At 63.0% G+C, this 17,062-nt stretch carries 11 protein-coding genes; 6 read left to right on the top strand and 5 right to left on the bottom strand.

All coding sequences use genetic code 11. The annotated features are described in order from the left end of the window. Nucleotides 1-4: 4 nt before the first annotated feature. Nucleotides 5-3,439 (bottom strand): condensation domain-containing protein, encoded by a 3,435-nt coding sequence (locus tag BJ917_RS05550; protein WP_121102496.1) that lies wholly within the window; start codon nt 3,437-3,439, stop codon nt 5-7. A 7-nt stretch (nt 3,440-3,446) separates the two neighbouring features. Then, the gene (locus BJ917_RS05545) at nt 3,447-4,424 is read right to left on the bottom strand and encodes a TauD/TfdA family dioxygenase (protein WP_121102494.1); all 978 of its coding nucleotides are present in this window, start codon (nt 4,422-4,424) and stop codon (nt 3,447-3,449) included. 259 nt (nt 4,425-4,683) lie between these two features. On the opposite strand from BJ917_RS05545, the gene BJ917_RS05540 reads away from it, so the two are divergent. The 6 genes from BJ917_RS05540 to BJ917_RS05510 all read left to right on the top strand — a co-directional run bounded on the left by BJ917_RS05540 (nt 4,684) and on the right by BJ917_RS05510 (nt 14,273). After that, complete coding sequence (locus BJ917_RS05540) at nt 4,684-6,744, top strand: TonB-dependent receptor (protein WP_121102492.1); 2,061 nt, start codon at nt 4,684-4,686, stop codon at nt 6,742-6,744. Nucleotides 6,745-6,860: 116 nt separating this feature from the next. Continuing rightward, entirely contained in the window at nt 6,861-8,282 is a 1,422-nt protein-coding gene (locus BJ917_RS05535; protein ID WP_121102489.1) for a diaminobutyrate--2-oxoglutarate transaminase, read from the top strand. Between the two features lie 66 nt (nt 8,283-8,348). Next, nucleotides 8,349-9,503, top strand: a complete 1,155-nt coding sequence (locus BJ917_RS05530) for an efflux RND transporter periplasmic adaptor subunit (protein WP_121102488.1) — start codon at nt 8,349-8,351, stop codon at nt 9,501-9,503. 15 nt (nt 9,504-9,518) lie between these two features. Continuing rightward, nucleotides 9,519-12,659 carry a multidrug efflux RND transporter permease subunit gene (locus BJ917_RS05525; RefSeq protein ID WP_121102486.1) on the top strand — a complete coding sequence of 1,047 codons (3,141 nt, stop codon included), beginning with the start codon at nt 9,519-9,521 and terminating at the stop codon, nt 12,657-12,659. A gap of 136 nt (nt 12,660-12,795) precedes the next feature. Then, nucleotides 12,796-13,170: a fe2+ zn2+ uptake regulation protein gene (locus BJ917_RS05520; protein WP_372237676.1), complete on the top strand. Its 375-nt coding sequence runs from the start codon at nt 12,796-12,798 to the stop codon at nt 13,168-13,170. A 644-nt stretch (nt 13,171-13,814) separates the two neighbouring features. Then, entirely contained in the window at nt 13,815-14,273 is a 459-nt protein-coding gene (locus BJ917_RS05510) for a metallophosphoesterase family protein (protein WP_096510448.1), read from the top strand. Nucleotides 14,274-14,276: 3 nt separating this feature from the next. On the opposite strand, the gene BJ917_RS05505 is transcribed toward BJ917_RS05510, so the two are convergent. The 3 genes from BJ917_RS05505 to BJ917_RS05490 form a co-directional block, all read right to left on the bottom strand. Beyond that, nucleotides 14,277-14,897 (bottom strand): dihydrofolate reductase family protein, encoded by a 621-nt coding sequence (locus BJ917_RS05505; protein WP_096510449.1) that lies wholly within the window; start codon nt 14,895-14,897, stop codon nt 14,277-14,279. A gap of 176 nt (nt 14,898-15,073) precedes the next feature. Next, complete coding sequence (locus BJ917_RS05495) at nt 15,074-15,850, bottom strand: SDR family NAD(P)-dependent oxidoreductase (protein ID WP_121102482.1); 777 nt, start codon at nt 15,848-15,850, stop codon at nt 15,074-15,076. Further along, nucleotides 15,850-17,034 carry an acetyl-CoA C-acyltransferase gene (locus BJ917_RS05490; protein WP_121102480.1) on the bottom strand — a complete coding sequence of 395 codons (1,185 nt, stop codon included), beginning with the start codon at nt 17,032-17,034 and terminating at the stop codon, nt 15,850-15,852. The genes BJ917_RS05495 and BJ917_RS05490 overlap by 1 nt, the downstream gene beginning before the upstream one ends. Nucleotides 17,035-17,062 lie beyond the last annotated feature (28 nt).

Here is a 17,062-nt window from a genome sequence, read left to right as displayed (position 1 = left end):
TCGGTTAAAGGGTCAATGAGCGACGTTTGGTTTGCAGCATCTGGCCGCGACCGGCCAGGGCTTGGGACTGCTGGCGTTCGCGCTGGAACGCCTGGTCCCAGGTGTCGAGGCGTTCGGCCAGTGCCGGCAGCGACAGGTCGAGCAGATCGCGGGTCTCGCCCAGCAGGCGGGTCCACAGGTGTTGCAGGCGCAGGGCACGGTCCCGGTCGAAGAATTCGCCGCGGAACTTGAGGGTCGCGTCGATCCCTTCGGCACCGTGCATCAGGTCGAGTACCAGGTGGAAATCGCCCGGGGCTTGCGCCACGTCCAGCGAGGTCATGCGGGCACCGGCGATATCGGTCGGGTTCACCCGTGACGGCTGGTAGTTGAGCTTGACCTGGAACAGCGGCGAGTGACCGGGACGGCGCTGCGGCGCCAGCGCCGACACCACCAGATCGAAAGGCAGGCCCTGATGGGCGTAGGCCAGCCGTGCCTCATCGCGCACCTGGCCAAGGAAAGCGGCCAGGGTCGGTTCGCCACGCAGGTCGCAGCGCAGGGTCAACTGGTTGACGAAGAAACCGATCACGTCGTTGTGCGCGGCCAATGGCCGGCCGCTGACGTCGGTGCCCAGCAGGAATTGCTGCTGGCCGCCCAGTTGCTTGATCACCAGTTGATAGCTGGCCAGCAACAGCATGAACAGGGTCATGCCGTGTTCGCGGGCCAGTGCCGTCAGCGCTTCGCAGTTGGCCTGGGGCAGGGTGAAGTTGAGGCTGTGCTCGCCGGCGATCTGGCCGTTGCCACCCAGGGCGAGGGTTTGCGGCACGTTTGCCAGATGCTCGCGCCAGAACTGTTGTTCGGCGGCGATGCGTTCGGCGCTCCAGTGCGCGGCTTCCCAGCGGGCGAAATCCAGGTACTGCAGCGGACGTTCGCTGACGCCTCCAAGGGCCAGCTCTGCCAGCAACAATTGCGTCGAACGTCCGTCAAAGGCGATGTGGTGCAGGGTCAGCAGCAGGTCGTGTTGCTGGTCGTCGCGGCTGAGCAATTGCGCGCGCAGCAGCGGGCCGTTTTGCAGGTCGACCGGTGTCGCGTGTTCCCGCTCCAGCCGATCAGCCAGCGCTTGTTGTTGCACGGCGATGGGGTGATGACGCAGGTCATGCCAGGTCAACGGCACGTCCGCAGTCGGCAGGATCCGTTGTTGCGGGCCGTCGACGCCGTCGTGGTAGACGGTGCGCAGGACGCTGTGGCGGTCGACCAGAGTATTGAGTCGCAGCGCCAGCGTTTCGGTGTCCAGCGCGCCGAGCAGGCGCAGATGCAGCACCAGGTTGTGGCGGGTGTCGGTCGGATCGAGTTGACGCAGGAACCACAGTCGGCTCTGGGCGAAGGATTGCCGGCCGTGATCCTGATCGACGCTGGAGCCTTCGATCGAAGCGGTGGAATCAGGCAACGCTTCACCGAGGAAATCCAGCAGTGCCTGGGCCCATTCGTCCAGCGTCTGCTCGCCGAACAGGCGTTGCGTGTCGAGATTCAAGCCCAGGTCCTGATGCAGGCGGGCCGCGAAGTCGGCAACGCTGATGGAGTCCAGGCCGAGGCTGATCAGGCTCTGGTCGAAGTCCACCATGAGATACGGATTGACCTCGCGCAGAGTTTGCTTGAGCCATTGGCGGCAGGCGGGCAGGGCGCTTTCGTCGGCCAGGGCAACCCGTTCCAGCAGTTGTGCACGCTCGATGCGTTCCTCATCGGCGCTGGTCTGCCCACCGTATTGGGCAATGATGTTCAAGGTGCCCGCGGCCAGTTGCTTGCGCGACCCCTGACGGGCGATCTTGCCGCTGGTGGTCATGGGAATGGTGCCGGCTTCCACCAGTACGATCTGGTCGATGCCGCAGTCGGCGACTTCGCGCACGGCGTTCTGCATCGAGGCGAACAGTGCCGGGTGATGGGCCGGGTAGACATATTTGCGATGGGGCTCGGCGACGATCACCAGCTTCTCGCGACCCAGCAGCGGGTCCATTTCCGAAAACGCGGCGATGCGTCCGGTGCGGATGCCCGGCTCTGCATCGGTGATGGCGAATTCGATATCGTGAGGGTAGAGGTTGCGGCCGTTGAGGATCAGCAGGTCCTTGACCCGGCCGCAAATCACCACCTGGCCCTGGTGCATGAAACCCAGGTCGCCGGAGCGAAGGTAATGCCCGGGTTCGCCGACGATGCACGCCTGGAACGCTTCGCGGGTGGCTTCGGGGTTCTTCCAGTAGGCTTCGGCGTTGCTCGGGCCGGTCAGCCAGACTTCACCGATCTGGTCGGCGGCGCAACGTTCATGGGTGTGCGGGTTAACGATGGCGATGCCGTGCAAGGCCTGCGGATAACCACAGGCGACGAATTCCACGGCGGCGGCATCGGTGGCCGCGATGGCTGCGCGACCGGTTTCCAGCACGGCCTTGTCCAGGCGCAATACCACGGGCAGGGCATTGGCCGGTGTGGCACTGACGCACAAGGTGGCTTCGGCCTGGCCGTAGCCGGGGCTGATCGCCAGCGGGTTCAGGCCGCAGACGGCAAAGCGCTGGGCGAAGGTTTCAAGGGTGCCGGGATGAATCGGCTCGGCACCATTGATCGCGTGTTGCCAGGCACTCAGGTCGAGTTGCGCGATCAGGTTGTCGCTGACCACGCGGTTGCACAGCGCATAGGCGAAATTGGGGGCGAAACTGGCGGTGGCGCGGTAACGACTCAACGCCTGGAGCCAGGTAGACGGCGCGTTGACGAACGTCTGCGAGGCCAACAGATAGCAGGGCATGCCGCTGTAGAGCGGTGCCAGCAGGCCACCGATCAGGCCCATGTCGTGGTACAGCGGCAGCCAGTTGACCATGCCGCCGTGCTCGTCGAAACCGTAGGCCTGGCGCATCAGCTCGACGTTGGCGATCAGGTTGCGCTGGCGCACTTCCACACCTTTTGGCGTGCCGGTGGAACCGGAGGTGTATTGCAGGAAGGCCACGGTCGCGCCATCGACATCCGGGCGCGTCCATTGACTGGCGGGCGGGGCGCCGAGGTCTTCGACTGTCGCTACATCGACCCGGCCTTCGACCAGCTCGCGCAGGTTTTCACAATGATCGGCCGGGGCGAGGATCAGGGCCGGCTCGGCATCCACCACCACATTGCGCACGCGATCCAGATGTCGAGGCTTGCGCGACGGCGGCGGGAACAGCGGCACGGCGATCAGCCCGGCGTAGAGACAGGCGCAAAACGCCCGGGCGTAGTCGAGGCTGCTGGGCAACATCAACAGCACGCGATCACCCGGCGCATAGCGCGCTTGCAGGGCCGCTGCCAGGGATTGGCTCTGTTCGTGCAGTTGGGCAAAGGTCAGGGTTTCGCCGATCTCGACGCCGTCCGGCAAAAAATGCAGGGCCGCGCGCTGCGGAAAATGCCGGGCATGGGTTTCCAGCACTTCGATCCAGTGATTGAAATTGAACATGTGCAATTCACGCCATGGCAACGATGACTTTGCGGTCACCGGTGTAAGGGTTGCGGCCGTGTGCGACCAGTCGATTGTCGAGCATCAGGATGTCGCCGGGCTGCCAGGGGAAGCTGATGGCGGTCTGGCGATAGACCTCGCGCACGGTGTCGAGCACCTCATCGGCAATGGCCGAGCCGTCACCGAAGTACACGTGGCGCGGCAGGTTTTCTTCTCCCACGGCGGCCAGCAGGCTGGCACGCACACCCGGCTCGATGGCCGATACGTGGAACAGGTGTGCCTGGTTGAACCAGACCCACTCACCGGTCACGGGATGTTGCAACACGGCGGCGCAACGCTGGCGGGTGCGCAGCTCGCCATCGGCTTTCCATTCCCACTCGATGTCGTTGTCCTGGCAGTAGCGTTCCACCTGGGCGCGATCCTCGGTGTTGAACACCTTCTGCCAGGGCAGGTCCAGCGCGCCGCTGTAGTTGCGTACGTAGAGCAGCTCGCGGCTGGCGAACAACTCGCGGATCTCGGCGGGCATGCGCTGATAGATCAGGCGGCTGTCGGCAATCGGCGTTTCGCCACCGGTTTCACTGGCCTTGATGCAGTGGAACCAGATGCGCGAAGGCCAGGGCCGGGTGTAGGCCTGCTCGTTGTGCAACGGAATGAATTGATGGGCCGGGTATTCGGTGGAGCTGTACACCCCGGCGAAGACTTTGCTGCGCGGCGTGGAGCCGAATTCGTAGCTGGCCAGCGGCGCGCCGAAGCTGGCGGCGAAGCGCTTGAAGTCGATGGGCGTGGGAACGATGAAACCGCGAAACAGCACGCCGCCAACGGTGGTCAGTGCCTGGTCCAGCGAGTGGCGGATCGACGCGTCCATATCATGGATCGACTGTCCCGGTTTCGCCTGTACCAGCACGGGTAACGTCGACTCGCGGTCGATCGTTGGGGCATCGGACAACGGGGCGCAACGCCCGCTCAGGTGTTCGATTGAAGTCATCCTTGCACATCCTTTTTTTCTTTCTCGGTCAGTCGGATTGACGTTGGCGGACCTGAAAAAACAAGGCAAAGGTCACCAGGGTAGCGTCCGACTGAGATGTATTCGCTCTGATACACGGCGGCATCTTAAATACAAATGAGATAGATTATCAATACTATTCCTTTAAGATTTTTTTTGATTTAGACTGCCGCCCGCTGTGGGGAAAGCAGCGTTCTGAACAAAAGAAACAACACCAATATCTGTCGCAGGGGAGCGGGGCGTGAATTTCAAAAAGACTACAATTGCGTTGGCTGTGGGGTCGGCAGTGTGCCTGTCCACCGGCGCATGGGCGGCCGGAGAGTCGGGCACGATGGAGCTTGCTCCTGTGACGGTGACGGGTGAGAAAATCAACCGTAGCCTGGAGAAAACCCAGTCGAGCGTGGTTGTGGTAACCGAGCAGCAACTGCGCGAGAAGGCGGACCATGACCTGGTCGACGTGTTCGCCCGTACGCCGGGTGTGTACAACCAGGCCGGTAACGAAAACTGGGGCATCCGCGGTGTGCCGGTGTCCGGTTTCGATGACCAGGGCCCGGCCACGCTCAATGGCGCGGTCTCGGTATTCGTCGATGGCGCCGTACAACCGAACCGCGCACTGACCCTCAGCCCGATCCCGCTGTGGGACGTGGAGCAGGTCGAAGTCTTCCTGGGCCCGCAGTCCACTACGCAGGGCCGTAACTCCCTCGCCGGTGCCGTGGTCATCCAGACCAAGAATCCAACCTTCGTCCCGAGCTTTTCGGCGCAGACCAACGTGGGGAACTACGGTGAGCGCGGCGCAGCGGTCGCCGGTGGCGGCTCGATCGTCGACGACAAGATCGCCGGGCGTATCGCCGTGGATTACCAGGAAGGTGACGGCTACATCGACAACGTCTTCCTCAATGACGACGCCAACCCGACCCGCACCAGCAACGTGCGCGGCAAGCTGCTGGTCCTGCCCAACGACGATCTCGACGTGTTGCTGACCTACGCCCACGACGAACACCGTCAGGGCGACAACTCGGTCATGCGCGAAAACGGCAAGGTGCGTTACTACGACGTGTCGTCCAACACCAAGGCCTTTGACAACCTCAAGCAGGACACCGTCAGCGCCAAGATCGACTATCGCCTGAACGATGACTGGAGCCTGACCAGCCTCACGGCCAATACCAGCTCCGACTACAGTGCCCGCCTGGATTTCGACCAGGAGGCGATAGACAACGAGGTGATCCTGCGCAAGCAGGATGGCGACCTGTTCAGCCAGGAGCTGCGCCTGAACTACAACTCGGACACGGTGAAGAGCTTCGTCGGTGCCTACTACGGCCACAACACCAACAACTTCCACGACAAGTTGTTGTTCGATGACGAACTGGCCGGGACCACCAAGGGCGACACCACCATCGAAAACAAGGCGGTGTTCGGTGAAATCAACTGGACCTTTGTCCCGCGCTGGACATTGATCACCGGCCTGCGCTACGACCACGAGACGAACGATACCGACATCGACCAGGATGACTTCTCCAGCCCGGGCAATGTCAGCAAGTCGTTCGATGCCGTGTTGCCAAAACTGGGCATCAACTATGAACTGGCCGCGAACCAGTACCTGGGCTTCATGGTGCAGAAAGGCTATCGCGGCGGTGGCGTCAACGTGCGGGCCGGTGGCGGCCACGAGCCCTACGACCCGGAGTACACCACCAACTACGAGTTGTCCTACCGGGGTTCGTTCTTCGACCAGACCCTGCGCACCCGCGCCAACCTGTACTACACCGACTGGAAAGACCAGCAGGTCAGCGTGCTCGACCCGGACACCCAGTTCGCGCACATCTTCAACGCCGGTCGCAGCGACATCAAGGGCCTGGAAGTCTTCGTGGAAAAAGACTTTACCGAGCAGTTGACGCTGAACCTCGGTGCCGCTGTCACCGATGGCAAGTACAAGGACTTCGTCACGGGCGATGGCCGGGACATGAGCGGCCAGGACTTCCTCTTTTCGCCCAAATACAAGATGTCGCTGGGCGGTACCTATCGCTGGAATGACCGCCTGACCCTCAACACCGACGTCATCTGGCAAAGCACTGCGCCGTCTGAGTTCGAATTCGACGACGCTGGCCAGGTCATCGGCGAGCGCAAGAGCGACAACTATTGGCTGGTCAACTTCAACTCTGAATACAAGCTCACCAAGAACGTCGCCGTATCGGGCTTTGTGAAAAACGCCTTCGACAAGGAATACGTCACCAACAACCGCAGCGGCGATATCGTCGATGTCGGCGCTCCGCGCACCGTGGGTCTGGTTCTGCGCTACGACATGTAAACCGATGGAAGCGGGGGAAGGAATCCCCGCGTCCGGTTTCACGGCTTTCGTTGCCTGAAGCATTCGAATTCAGGCAGCCCTGTTACTTTCCAAACCCAGCCTCCAAGGAGGAAATCATGAGTGCTTTCTCGAATGCCACATCCGGTGGCGCGCCACAGCTACGTCTGGCGCACACCGGGCTGTCGAGCCCTTACTGCCTTGATCCGACGCCGCTGCTGGAACGCCAGCAACAGCAGGAATCCAACGCCCGCAGTTACCCTCGGCGCATTCCGCTTGTGCTGGAACGGGCTCATGGCATCTATGTGCAGGACAGTCGCGGCCAGGTCTTCGTCGATTGCCTGGCCGGTGCCGGCACCCTGGCGCTGGGCCACAACCACCCGGTGATTGTCCAGGCCATCACCCAGGTCATGGCCGCGGGCGTGCCGATGCATACCCTGGACCTCATGACACCGGTGAAGGATGCATTCGTTCAGGAAATCTTTGGCTGCCTGCCCGCCGATTTCGCGCGAAACGCGCGTATCCAGTTTTGCGGTCCCAGCGGTGCCGATGCAGTCGAAGCTGCACTGAAACTGACCCGTACCGCCACCGGTCGACATTCCGTGCTGGCCTTTGAAGGCGCCTACCACGGCATGACCCTGGGCACGCTGTCGATCAGCGGCAACCTGTCGCCGAAGAATGCCCTGGGCGGCTTGATGGCGGGCGTACAACGTTTGCCGTTCCCCCACGATTACCGTTGCCCGTTCGGGGTGGCCGGCGAGCAGGGCGTGACCTTGAACGTGCGCTACCTCGAGCATTTGCTCAACGACCCGGAAAGCGGCGTCACCGCACCGGCGGCGATGATTCTCGAACCGATCCAGGGCGAAGGCGGGGTGATTACCGCACCGGATCGCTGGATGCAGGAGCTGCGTCGGTTGACCCAGGCCCATGGCATTCCGCTGATCGTCGACGAGATTCAGTGCGGCATTGCCCGCAGCGGCCGGATGTTCGGCTTCGAGCACTCAGGCATCACCCCGGACGTCATCACCTTGTCCAAAGCCATTGGCGGCGGCTTGCCGTTGTCGGTGATGGTCTACAACGATTCCCTGGACGTCTGGCAACCGGGCGCCCATGCCGGCACGTTCCGTGGCAATCAATTGGCAATGGCTGCCGGCACTGCGACCTTGCGCTTCATCCGCGATGAAGGCCTGGTGGCCCACGCCGAAACCGTGGGTGCGCACCTGCGCAAGCAGCTGCTGGGCCTGCAAAGCGAATTCAAGTGGATCGGCGATGTGCGTGGCCGAGGCCTGATGCTCGGCATGGAAATCGTCGACCCCCAGGGTGCCCTCGATGTCCAGGGCCATCCGCCGGTGGACACTGCCCGGGCCAAGGCCTTCCAGCAGGCCTGCCTGCAACACGGGCTGATCGTCGAGCTGGGCGGCCGTCACGGCGCCACCGTGCGCTTCCTGCCGCCGTTGATCATCACCGAACAGGAGATCGATTTCGTCACGCAGATTCTGTTCCGCGCGGCCAGCGCGATCAACGAGTGCCGTGGCGGTTGAAGTGACGATGCACAGGGCCTGCCGACCGAAACCGGCAGGCCTTTTTTCATTGAACAGGGAACGACAATGCAGAAGGCTTTCGCATCGATGAAACCCGCGTGGTTGTTGCTGGCGGTATTTGGGTTAAGTGCTTGTGGTGGTCAGGATCAGCCGCCGGAGCACAGCGCAGCAGTGCCCCAGGTGAAGACGCTGACCGTGCAACCGCGGGCGTTTGCCATGACCACGGATTTGCCGGGCCGGGTCGAACCGGTGCGCATCGCCGAGGTCCGCGCAAGGGTGGCCGGCGTGGTGCTGACCCGGCATTTTCAGGAGGGCAGCGACGTCAAGGCTGGCCAATTGCTGTTCAGCATCGACCCGGCGCCGCTCAAGGCGGCCTTGATGCGTGCCGAGGGCGCGTTGGCCAAGGTCGAGGCCGATGTCTATCGCGCCAACACCCAGGTGCAGCGTTTCAAGCAACTGGTGGAGATCAACGCTGTCAGCCCGCAAGCGTTCGATGACGCGGTGTCCGACCTCAAGAGTGCCCAGGCCAATCGCCTGGCCGCCCAGGCCGACCTCACCACGGCGCAGCTCAACCTCGGTTACTGCCAGGTGCGGGCGCCGATCAGCGGCCGCATCGGTCGGGCCCTGGTCAGCGAAGGTGCGCTGGTGGGTCAGGACGAAGCCACGCAGATGGCGCGGATCCAGCAACTGGACCCGATTTACGCCGACTTCACCCAGTCCGCCGAACAGGTCGTGGCCTTGCAGCAAGCCCTGGCCAATGGTCGCCTGACCCTGAACGGCAACGGCACCCCGGAGGTAACGGTGCAGGTGGGCAATCCGCCCCAGGCCCGCCGGGGCAAGTTGATGTTTTCCGATATTTCCGTGGACCGAAGCACCGGGCAGGTGACCTTGCGCGGTGAGTTCCCCAACCCGGACAACGTGCTGTTGCCGGGCATGTACGTGCGCGTGGTGGCGCCGGCCGGGGTCGATCCGCAAGCGTTGTTCGTACCGCAGCAAGCGGTGCAGCGCGGGGCCGACGGCCAGGCCCGGTTGATGCTGGTGGACGCCACAGGTGTCGTGCGTGAGCGGGTGGTCAGCACCGGCGCGATGCTCGGCGCCGACTGGCAGATCACCCAGGGGCTGGCGGCCGGCGAGCAAGTGGTGGTCGAGCGAGCGGACAAACTCAGTGCCGGCACTCAGGTCAACGTCATCACGTTGGCCGGGCAGCAGGCCCGCAATTGACAGCCTGAGGTTCCGATGCCCGAATTTTTCATCAACCGTCCGAATTTCGCCTGGGTCATCGCGTTGTTCATCGCGCTGGCGGGGGTGCTGACGCTCGGCACCTTGCCGGTCAGCCAGTACCCGGACGTGGCACCACCGCAAATCAGTGTCAGCGCCAGCTACCCCGGCGCCTCGGCGCAGATTGTCAGCCAGAACGTCACCAGCCTGGTCGAAGAAGAGCTCAATGGCCTCAAAGGCTTGATTTACTACGAGTCCAACAGTGCCAACGGCAGCGCCGAAACCACCATCACGTTCAAACCGGGCACCGATCCCGACATGGCACAGGTCGATGTGCAGAACCGCTTGCAACGGGTGATCGGGCGTCTGCCCCGGGCCGTGATCGAGCAAGGTCTGAAAGTGGAGCAGGTGCGCGCCAACTTCCTGATGATCTATACCTTGTCCTACACCGACGACCAGCAGGAATCGGTGGGGCTGGCGGACTATGCCGCCCGGGCCATCAATAATGAGATTCGCCGGGTGGCAGGGGTCGGGCGGGTGCAGATGTACACCGCCGAACGGGCGATGCGCATCTGGGTCGATCCGACCCGGTTGGTGGGCTACAACCTGTCGATGGCCGATGTCGGCAAGGCCATCGCCGCACAGAACGTGCAAGTGCCCGCCGGCAGCATGGGCGAGCGTCCGGGACCGGCCGACCAGCACATTACCGCCACCGTGATGGTGCAGGGGCAGCTCGAGTCGGTGCAGGCGTTCGGCAACATTGTGCTGCGGGCCAACGATGATGGTTCCAGCGTCAGAATCCACGATGTGGCACGGGTGGAACTGGGTCGCCAGGACTACCGCTTCGACGCACGCCTCAACGGCAAGCCGACAGCGGCCATGTCGGTGCAATTGGCGCCGGGCGCCAATGCGCTGCAAACCGCGGCGGCGATCAAGGCGCGGCTCGATCAGCTGTCGGGCACGCTGCCGGCGAACATGACCCTGAATGTGCCCTATGACACCTCGTATTTCGTCGACGTGGCGATCAAGCAGGTCATCTACACCCTGATCGAAGCCATGGTTCTGGTGTTCCTGGTGATGCTGCTGTTCTTGCAAAACCTGCGTTACACGCTGATCCCGGCGGTGGTGGTGCCGGTCTGCCTACTGGGGACGATCGCGGTGATGGCGCCGCTGGGGTTCTCGATCAACATGATGACTCTGTTCGGCATGGTGCTGGCCATCGGCATTCTGGTGGACGACGCCATAGTCGTCGTAGAAAACGTCGAGCGACTGATCACTCAGGAGCGGCTGTCGCCCAAGGAGGCGACCCGCAAGGCCATGCAGCAGATCAGCGGGGCCATCATCGGCATTACCCTGGTGCTGGCGGCGGTGTTCCTGCCCCTGGCTTTCATGGGCGGTTCGGTCGGCGTGATCTACCAGCAGTTCTCCATGGCACTGTCGGTGTCGATCCTGTTCTCCGGGTTCCTCGCGTTGACCCTGACGCCGGCCCTGTGCGCCACCTTGCTAAAACCCTTCGACCGGACGCATCAGCCCCGACCGAACCGTTGGGCAAGCGGTTTCAATCGACGCTTCGATGCCCTGGTCCAACGCTACGAACGGCTCGGTGCGAGCTGGGTTCGACGCAGCACCCGCAGCCTGTGCCTGTACCTGATGCTGTTGCTGGTACTCGCCTTCACCTATCTGCGTCTGCCGTCCTCATTCATGCCGGCCGAGGACCAGGGTTACATCATCACCGATATCCAGCTGCCGCCCGCTGCATCGGCCTCGCGCACGGAGGCGACGGTTCAGGCCTGGGAACGCTACGCCCTGGCGCAACCGGCGACGGATCAGGTGCTGGCGATCATGGGCTTCAGTTTTTCCGGGGTCGGGGCCAATGCGGCGTTGTCCTTTGTCAGTCTCAAGGACTGGTCGGTCCGCGATCGCGGACAGGCCAGTGATGAAGTGGCCAGGCGTGCGAATGAGGCCTTTGAAAACGCTGCCGATGGCGCGCTGTTCAGCGTGGTGCCGCCGCCAGTGGACGGCCTCGGTACGTCCAACGGTTTCGAATTGCGCTTGCAGGATCTGGCGGGGCAGGGGCATGAAGCGCTGTTGAAGGCTCGGACCCAATTGCTGGAGGCCGCCAAGGCATCGCCGGTCATCGACTATCTGATGGAGGATGGCCTGGCCGATGCCCCGCAGATCAATGTCAGCATCGACCGCGAAAAAGCCGAGGCCCTGGGCGTGAGTTTCGATGTGATCAGTTCGGCGCTGTCGTCGGCCCTGGGGTCGGAGCAGATCAACGAGTTCGCCAATCAGGGGCGGATGCAGCGGGTCATCATTCAGGCGGACGGTATCAGCCGGCAGACGCCCGAAGCGCTGTTTCGCCTGCAAGTGCCCAACCGGCAGAACCGCCTGGTGCCACTGGAAGCGTTCAGTCGTTTCGAGTGGCAGGTCGGGCCGCTGCAGATCGCGCGCTACAACGGCTCGGCGTCGCTGCGTTTTTCCGGCGATGCCGCCCCGGGTTACAGCACCGGGCAGGCCATGGAAGCCCTGCAGAGAATCGCCCGTCAATTGCCGGCCGGTTTCAGCCTCGAATGGGCGGGATTGTCGTTGCAGGAACAACAGGCCAGCGACCAGGTGCCTTTGCTGGTCGGGTTGTCATTGACCATGGTGTTGCTGGTACTGGTCGCGCTGTATGAAAGCTGGGCGGTTCCTTTTGCCGTGCTGCTGATCGTGCCCATCGGCATGCTCGGCTCGGTGGTGGCGGTGACCGTGATGGGCATGCCCAATGACGTCTATTTCAAGGTCGGGCTGATCACGATCATCGGCCTGGCGGCGAAGAACGCGATCCTCATCGTCGAGTTTGCCAGGGCGCTTCACGCTCAAGGCGCCAGTCTGACCCAGGCGGCTGCCCAGGCAGCGCGCCTGCGCTTTCGCCCGATTGTCATGACATCCATGGCCTTCATTCTCGGCGTAGTGCCCTTGGCCTTCGCCACGGGGGCGGGTGCGGCCAGCCAGCGTGCGATCGGCACCGGGGTGATCGGCGGGATGCTGGCGGCGACGGTACTGGGGGTTTTATTCGTGCCGGTATTTTTTGTCTCGGTACTGTCCGTGGCGCAGCGGTGGCGTAATCGCCGGGCCGTCCCCACGACTTCAATGGCAGACGATGGAGCGCAGTGAAATGGATCGATCGCCTGGGTAAGCCACCGCTACCGGTGTGGCCGGAGAAGCCACTCCGACGGTGAGATTGGTAAAAAATGTCAAAAACAACACCACCAATGTTAATGCCGAAACGCTACTGAAAGGGACCATTCGCATGCACAACGCCTCAGCATCGACAAACGCTGTAACGCCTTTGCAACCCCCGGCCCGGATGGCTCAAGACGCTATCGCCCTGAACCGCAAAACCAACAAGCCCATCCGCGAGTTGCTGCGCTTCTACGGACTGCGCACCAGCCTGATCCGCCTCAAAGTCATCGATGCCTTGCTGGTCGCCGCTTGGGATGGGCGCGCCATCGGTGTGCATGGCGTGCTCGCCTATCTGGAATCATCGGCGGCCGAATGGTCATTCATCAGCGTGCGTGAAGTGCTCAAGCGCTTGTGCGACGTGGGGGTTATTCACTACCAGGCGGACAGAAGCTACAGCTTCACCGCCGAGGCCTGCGAAATACTGATGCAGAACCCGGGCTGAGAAGGGGCCTTCGTGAGCCCCGGTTATTGTAGGAGCTGGCTTGTCGGATCTACGCACCGAAGCGTAGGCGGCCTGACAGCCGACCTGACTTTAGCGGACGCACCCAATCCCCTGTGGGAGCTGGCTTGCCAGCGATGGCGGCTTGTTGATCGCATACATATCCATTCCTGCGGTAACGGCCACCAATGGTTCCGCTTTTACAGCGGGTCACTTGGAAGAGCCCCAAGTAACCAAGGGCTCTTGCCCCTGTCGTTCGGTGCCTCGCTATGGCTCGGCATGCCCTCCTTCCGGTCCTGCTCCGTGGGCCCGCCGCGATCGGCCATCCATGGCCGGGCGCGGCTAAACCGGCATCCATGCCGGTTTGCCCACTGCGCAGAACCTCCACTCGGCCTCTCGAGGGGGCAAACACCGCGAAAGGCCAAAGCGAGGCGGCCTTATAGCCGACCTGGCTTTTGCCGGGGGACCCCATCCCCTGTAGGAGCTGGCTTGTCGGGTCGCCGCATCGCAGCGAAGACGGTGGCAGGGTCAGCATCGGCGTCGACTGACGGTCCGCTTTTCGCTGGCAAGCCAGCTCCTACAAGGGGTACTCGTGCCCTCGAGAGGCGGGGTATTCTGGGTGCAGCTTCCCGAATCTCGAGGTTTGCATGAAAGTAGGTGTGATCTCCGATACCCATGGCTTGCTCCGTCCTGAAGCCCTTGCCGCGTTGCAGGGCTGTGGACGGATCATTCACGCCGGTGACATCGGCAAGCCCGACATCCTCGATCAACTGGCCGCCATTGCTCCATTGCATGTCGTGCGCGGGAACAATGACCTGAATGCCCCTTGGGCAGCCCATCTCGCCGACCGCCTGAGTTTCGACCTCGACGGATGGCAAACCCTGCTGGTCCATGACATGGCGGATGTGCCTGCCGTGCTTGATGCAGGCACGCGGTTGGTGATCACCGGCCATTCGCACAAGCCATGCATGGAGTGGCGCGGCGACCGGCTATTCCTCAATCCCGGCAGCGCGGGGCCGCGGCGCTTCAAGCTGCCGGTGACCCTGGCGCTGCTCGAGGTGCAGCCACATTCGATTGAGCCGCGTCTGGTGTCGCTGCTGGAGTGACCCCTATTTACGCGTGTCTTCCGCAAAGGTTCCCGTGCGCACCTCGCCGCTGTGCACATAACGGGCGATCAGCACACCGCCGGGCGTAGTGGTCGAGTGCGCCAACGTGAAGGCCGACGCCTGTGCGTCGTCGCCGAACAAGCGCTTGCCGTGACCAAGCAGGACGGGATGGATCATCAGCCGAAGCTCGTCCACCAACCCGGCCGCCAGCAGTTGGCGCACCAGGTCGCCGCTGCCCTGGGTCAACAGGTGGGGGCCGTCCTGAAGTTTGAGCGTGCGTATCGAATCGACCAATTCGCCCTCCAAGCCACGGCTGTTGCGCCAATCGAGCGTATCGGGTCGATGCGTGGCTACATGCTTGGGCACGCTGTTGAACAGGTCAGCGATGACGTGGTTGTGTATGTGCGGCCAGTACGCCGCGAATATGTCGTAGGTGCGACGGCCCAGCAGCAACTCGAAAGGCTGCGAGAACAGGTCCTGTATGGCCTGGCCGGAGACGTTATCGGCATAGGGCACGATCCAGCCCCCGAAGCGGAAGCCGCCGCTGCGGTCCTCTTCAGGTCCGCCGGGTGCCTGCATGACGCCATCCAGACTGATGAAAGCGGCAACGATGAGCTTGCGCATGGTCTTCTCCTGGTTCGTCCGACGGGGAATCCTGATGGATAGTCGAACGAGACGCGGTGAAATCGACAATAGCACCTCCCTTGCAAGAGCGAGCTTGCTCGCGAGGGTGGTCAACGATGACGCGGGAAGTCTGGATGACCTCGGCGCATACAGGCTTTTCGCGAGCAAGCCCGCTCCTACAGGCTGCCCACCAGATGGCCGCCGTCCACCGCCAGCACCGCACCCGTCATAAAGGCACCGGCCTCGCTCGCCAGGAGCAGGAAGGGGCCCTCCAGTTCCCGCAGGCTTCCCAGCCGACGCATCGGTACGACGTCGCGGATGTACGCCTGGCCCTTGTCGCTGTCGAAATAGGCGTCGTTCATCTCGGTCTTGAAGTAGCCCGGCGCGATCGCATTGACCCGGATCTGGTAGCGCGCCAGTTCCAGGGCCAGGGATTTGCTCAGTTGCACCACGCCGGCCTTGGCTGCGCAGTAGTGGCTGTAGCCGGTGCCGACACGCAAACCGAGCATTGAGGCGATGTTGACGATGCTGCCGGGGCGCTGCGCCTTGGCGAGCCGTTGCGCCGCGCATTGGGCAACGCGCCAGACCCCATCGAGGTTGGTCGACAGCATGGCGCGCCAATCGTCCTCACTCACCTCCAGCACGCGCTGGCCATTGCCGATACCGGCATTGTTGAGCACCACGTCGACCACACCGAAAGCCGCCTCGGCCGCATCGAAAGCGGTTTCGACACTGTGGCGGTCGGTGACGTCCAGCGCGACAGCCAGCGCGTCGCCGCCAGCCTGGCGGATGTCTTCGGCCAGGTGTTGCAAACGCTCGACGCGACGGGCGCCGAGCACCACACGGGCGCCGGCATTACTGGCCACTCGTGCCAGATGTGCCCCAATGCCACTGGAAGCGCCAGTGACCAACACCGTCTTGCCCGTCAGGGAAAAGCTGTTAAAGACATTCATCACAATACCTCGAACAAGCCGGCCGCGCCCATGCCGCCACCGACGCACATGGTCACCACCACGTACTTCACGCCACGGCGTTTGCCCTCCAGCAAGGCATGACCAACCATGCGCGCACCGCTCATGCCGTAAGGGTGGCCGATGGAAATCGCACCGCCGTTGACGTTAAGGCGGGCGTTGTCGATGCCCAGTGTGTCGCGGCAGTAGAGCACCTGGCAGGCAAAGGCTTCGTTGAGTTCCCAGAGACCGATGTCATCGACTTTCAGGCCATGCTGCTTCAACAGTTTTGGCACGGCCAGCACCGGACCGATGCCCATTTCTTCCGGTGCCAGACCCGCCACCGCGATCCCCCGATACAGGCCCAGCGGTTGCAGGTTGCGCTGTTCGGCCAGTCGCGCGTCCATCAGCACGCAGGCACTGGCGCCGTCGGACAACTGGCTGGCGTTGCCGGCGGTGATGCAGCCGCCTTCGATCACCGGTTTGAGTTTGCTCAGGTCTTCGAGGATTGTCTGCGGGCGGTTGCCTTCATCAAGACTCAAATTGACCTGTTCATGGCGGACCGCACCGCTGGCCTTGTCTACCACCTGTTTGGTTACCCTGACCGGGACGATTTCGTGGCTGAACAGGCCGGCCTGTTGCGCCGCGGCGGTGCGCTGCTGCGATTGCAGGCTGTAGAGGTCCTGCGCTTCACGGCTGATACCGTAGCGCTTGGCCACCAGTTCGGCGGTTTGCAGCATCGGCATGTAGGCCAGGGGGACGTGGCGCAGGACGTTTTCGTCGTGCTGGCTCCCGACCCATTCCATATGACGGTTTTGCACCAGGCTGATGTGTTCCTGGCCGGCGCCAACGGTCACCTGCATGCCATCGACCATGATTTGCTTGGCGGCGGTGGCGATGGCCATCAGGCCCGACGCGCACTGGCGATCCAGGGTCTGACCGCTGACGGTCAACGGCAGGCCCGCTGCCAGCGCACTCATGCGGCCCAGGTTCCAGCCAGCAGTGCCGGCGGGCATACCGGTGCCCATCACCAGGTCTTCGATTTCACCGGCCTCGATACCGGCACGCTCGACAGCGGCGCGAATCGCGAAACTGGCCATGGTCGGGGAGGTGGTGACATTGAACGCACCGCGAAACGCCTTGCCGATCGGCGTACGGGCGGTGGAAAGGATGACGGCTTCTTTCATGATGTTGTTCCTGCTCAAGGGAGGCTTG

Source organism: Pseudomonas sp. WPR_5_2, assembly GCF_003634475.1.
Classification (GTDB): Bacteria; Pseudomonadota; Gammaproteobacteria; order Pseudomonadales; family Pseudomonadaceae; genus Aquipseudomonas; species Aquipseudomonas izuensis.
Note: the sequence above shows the minus strand (reverse complement) of the source record. Positions and strands in the feature narration are given on the sequence as shown.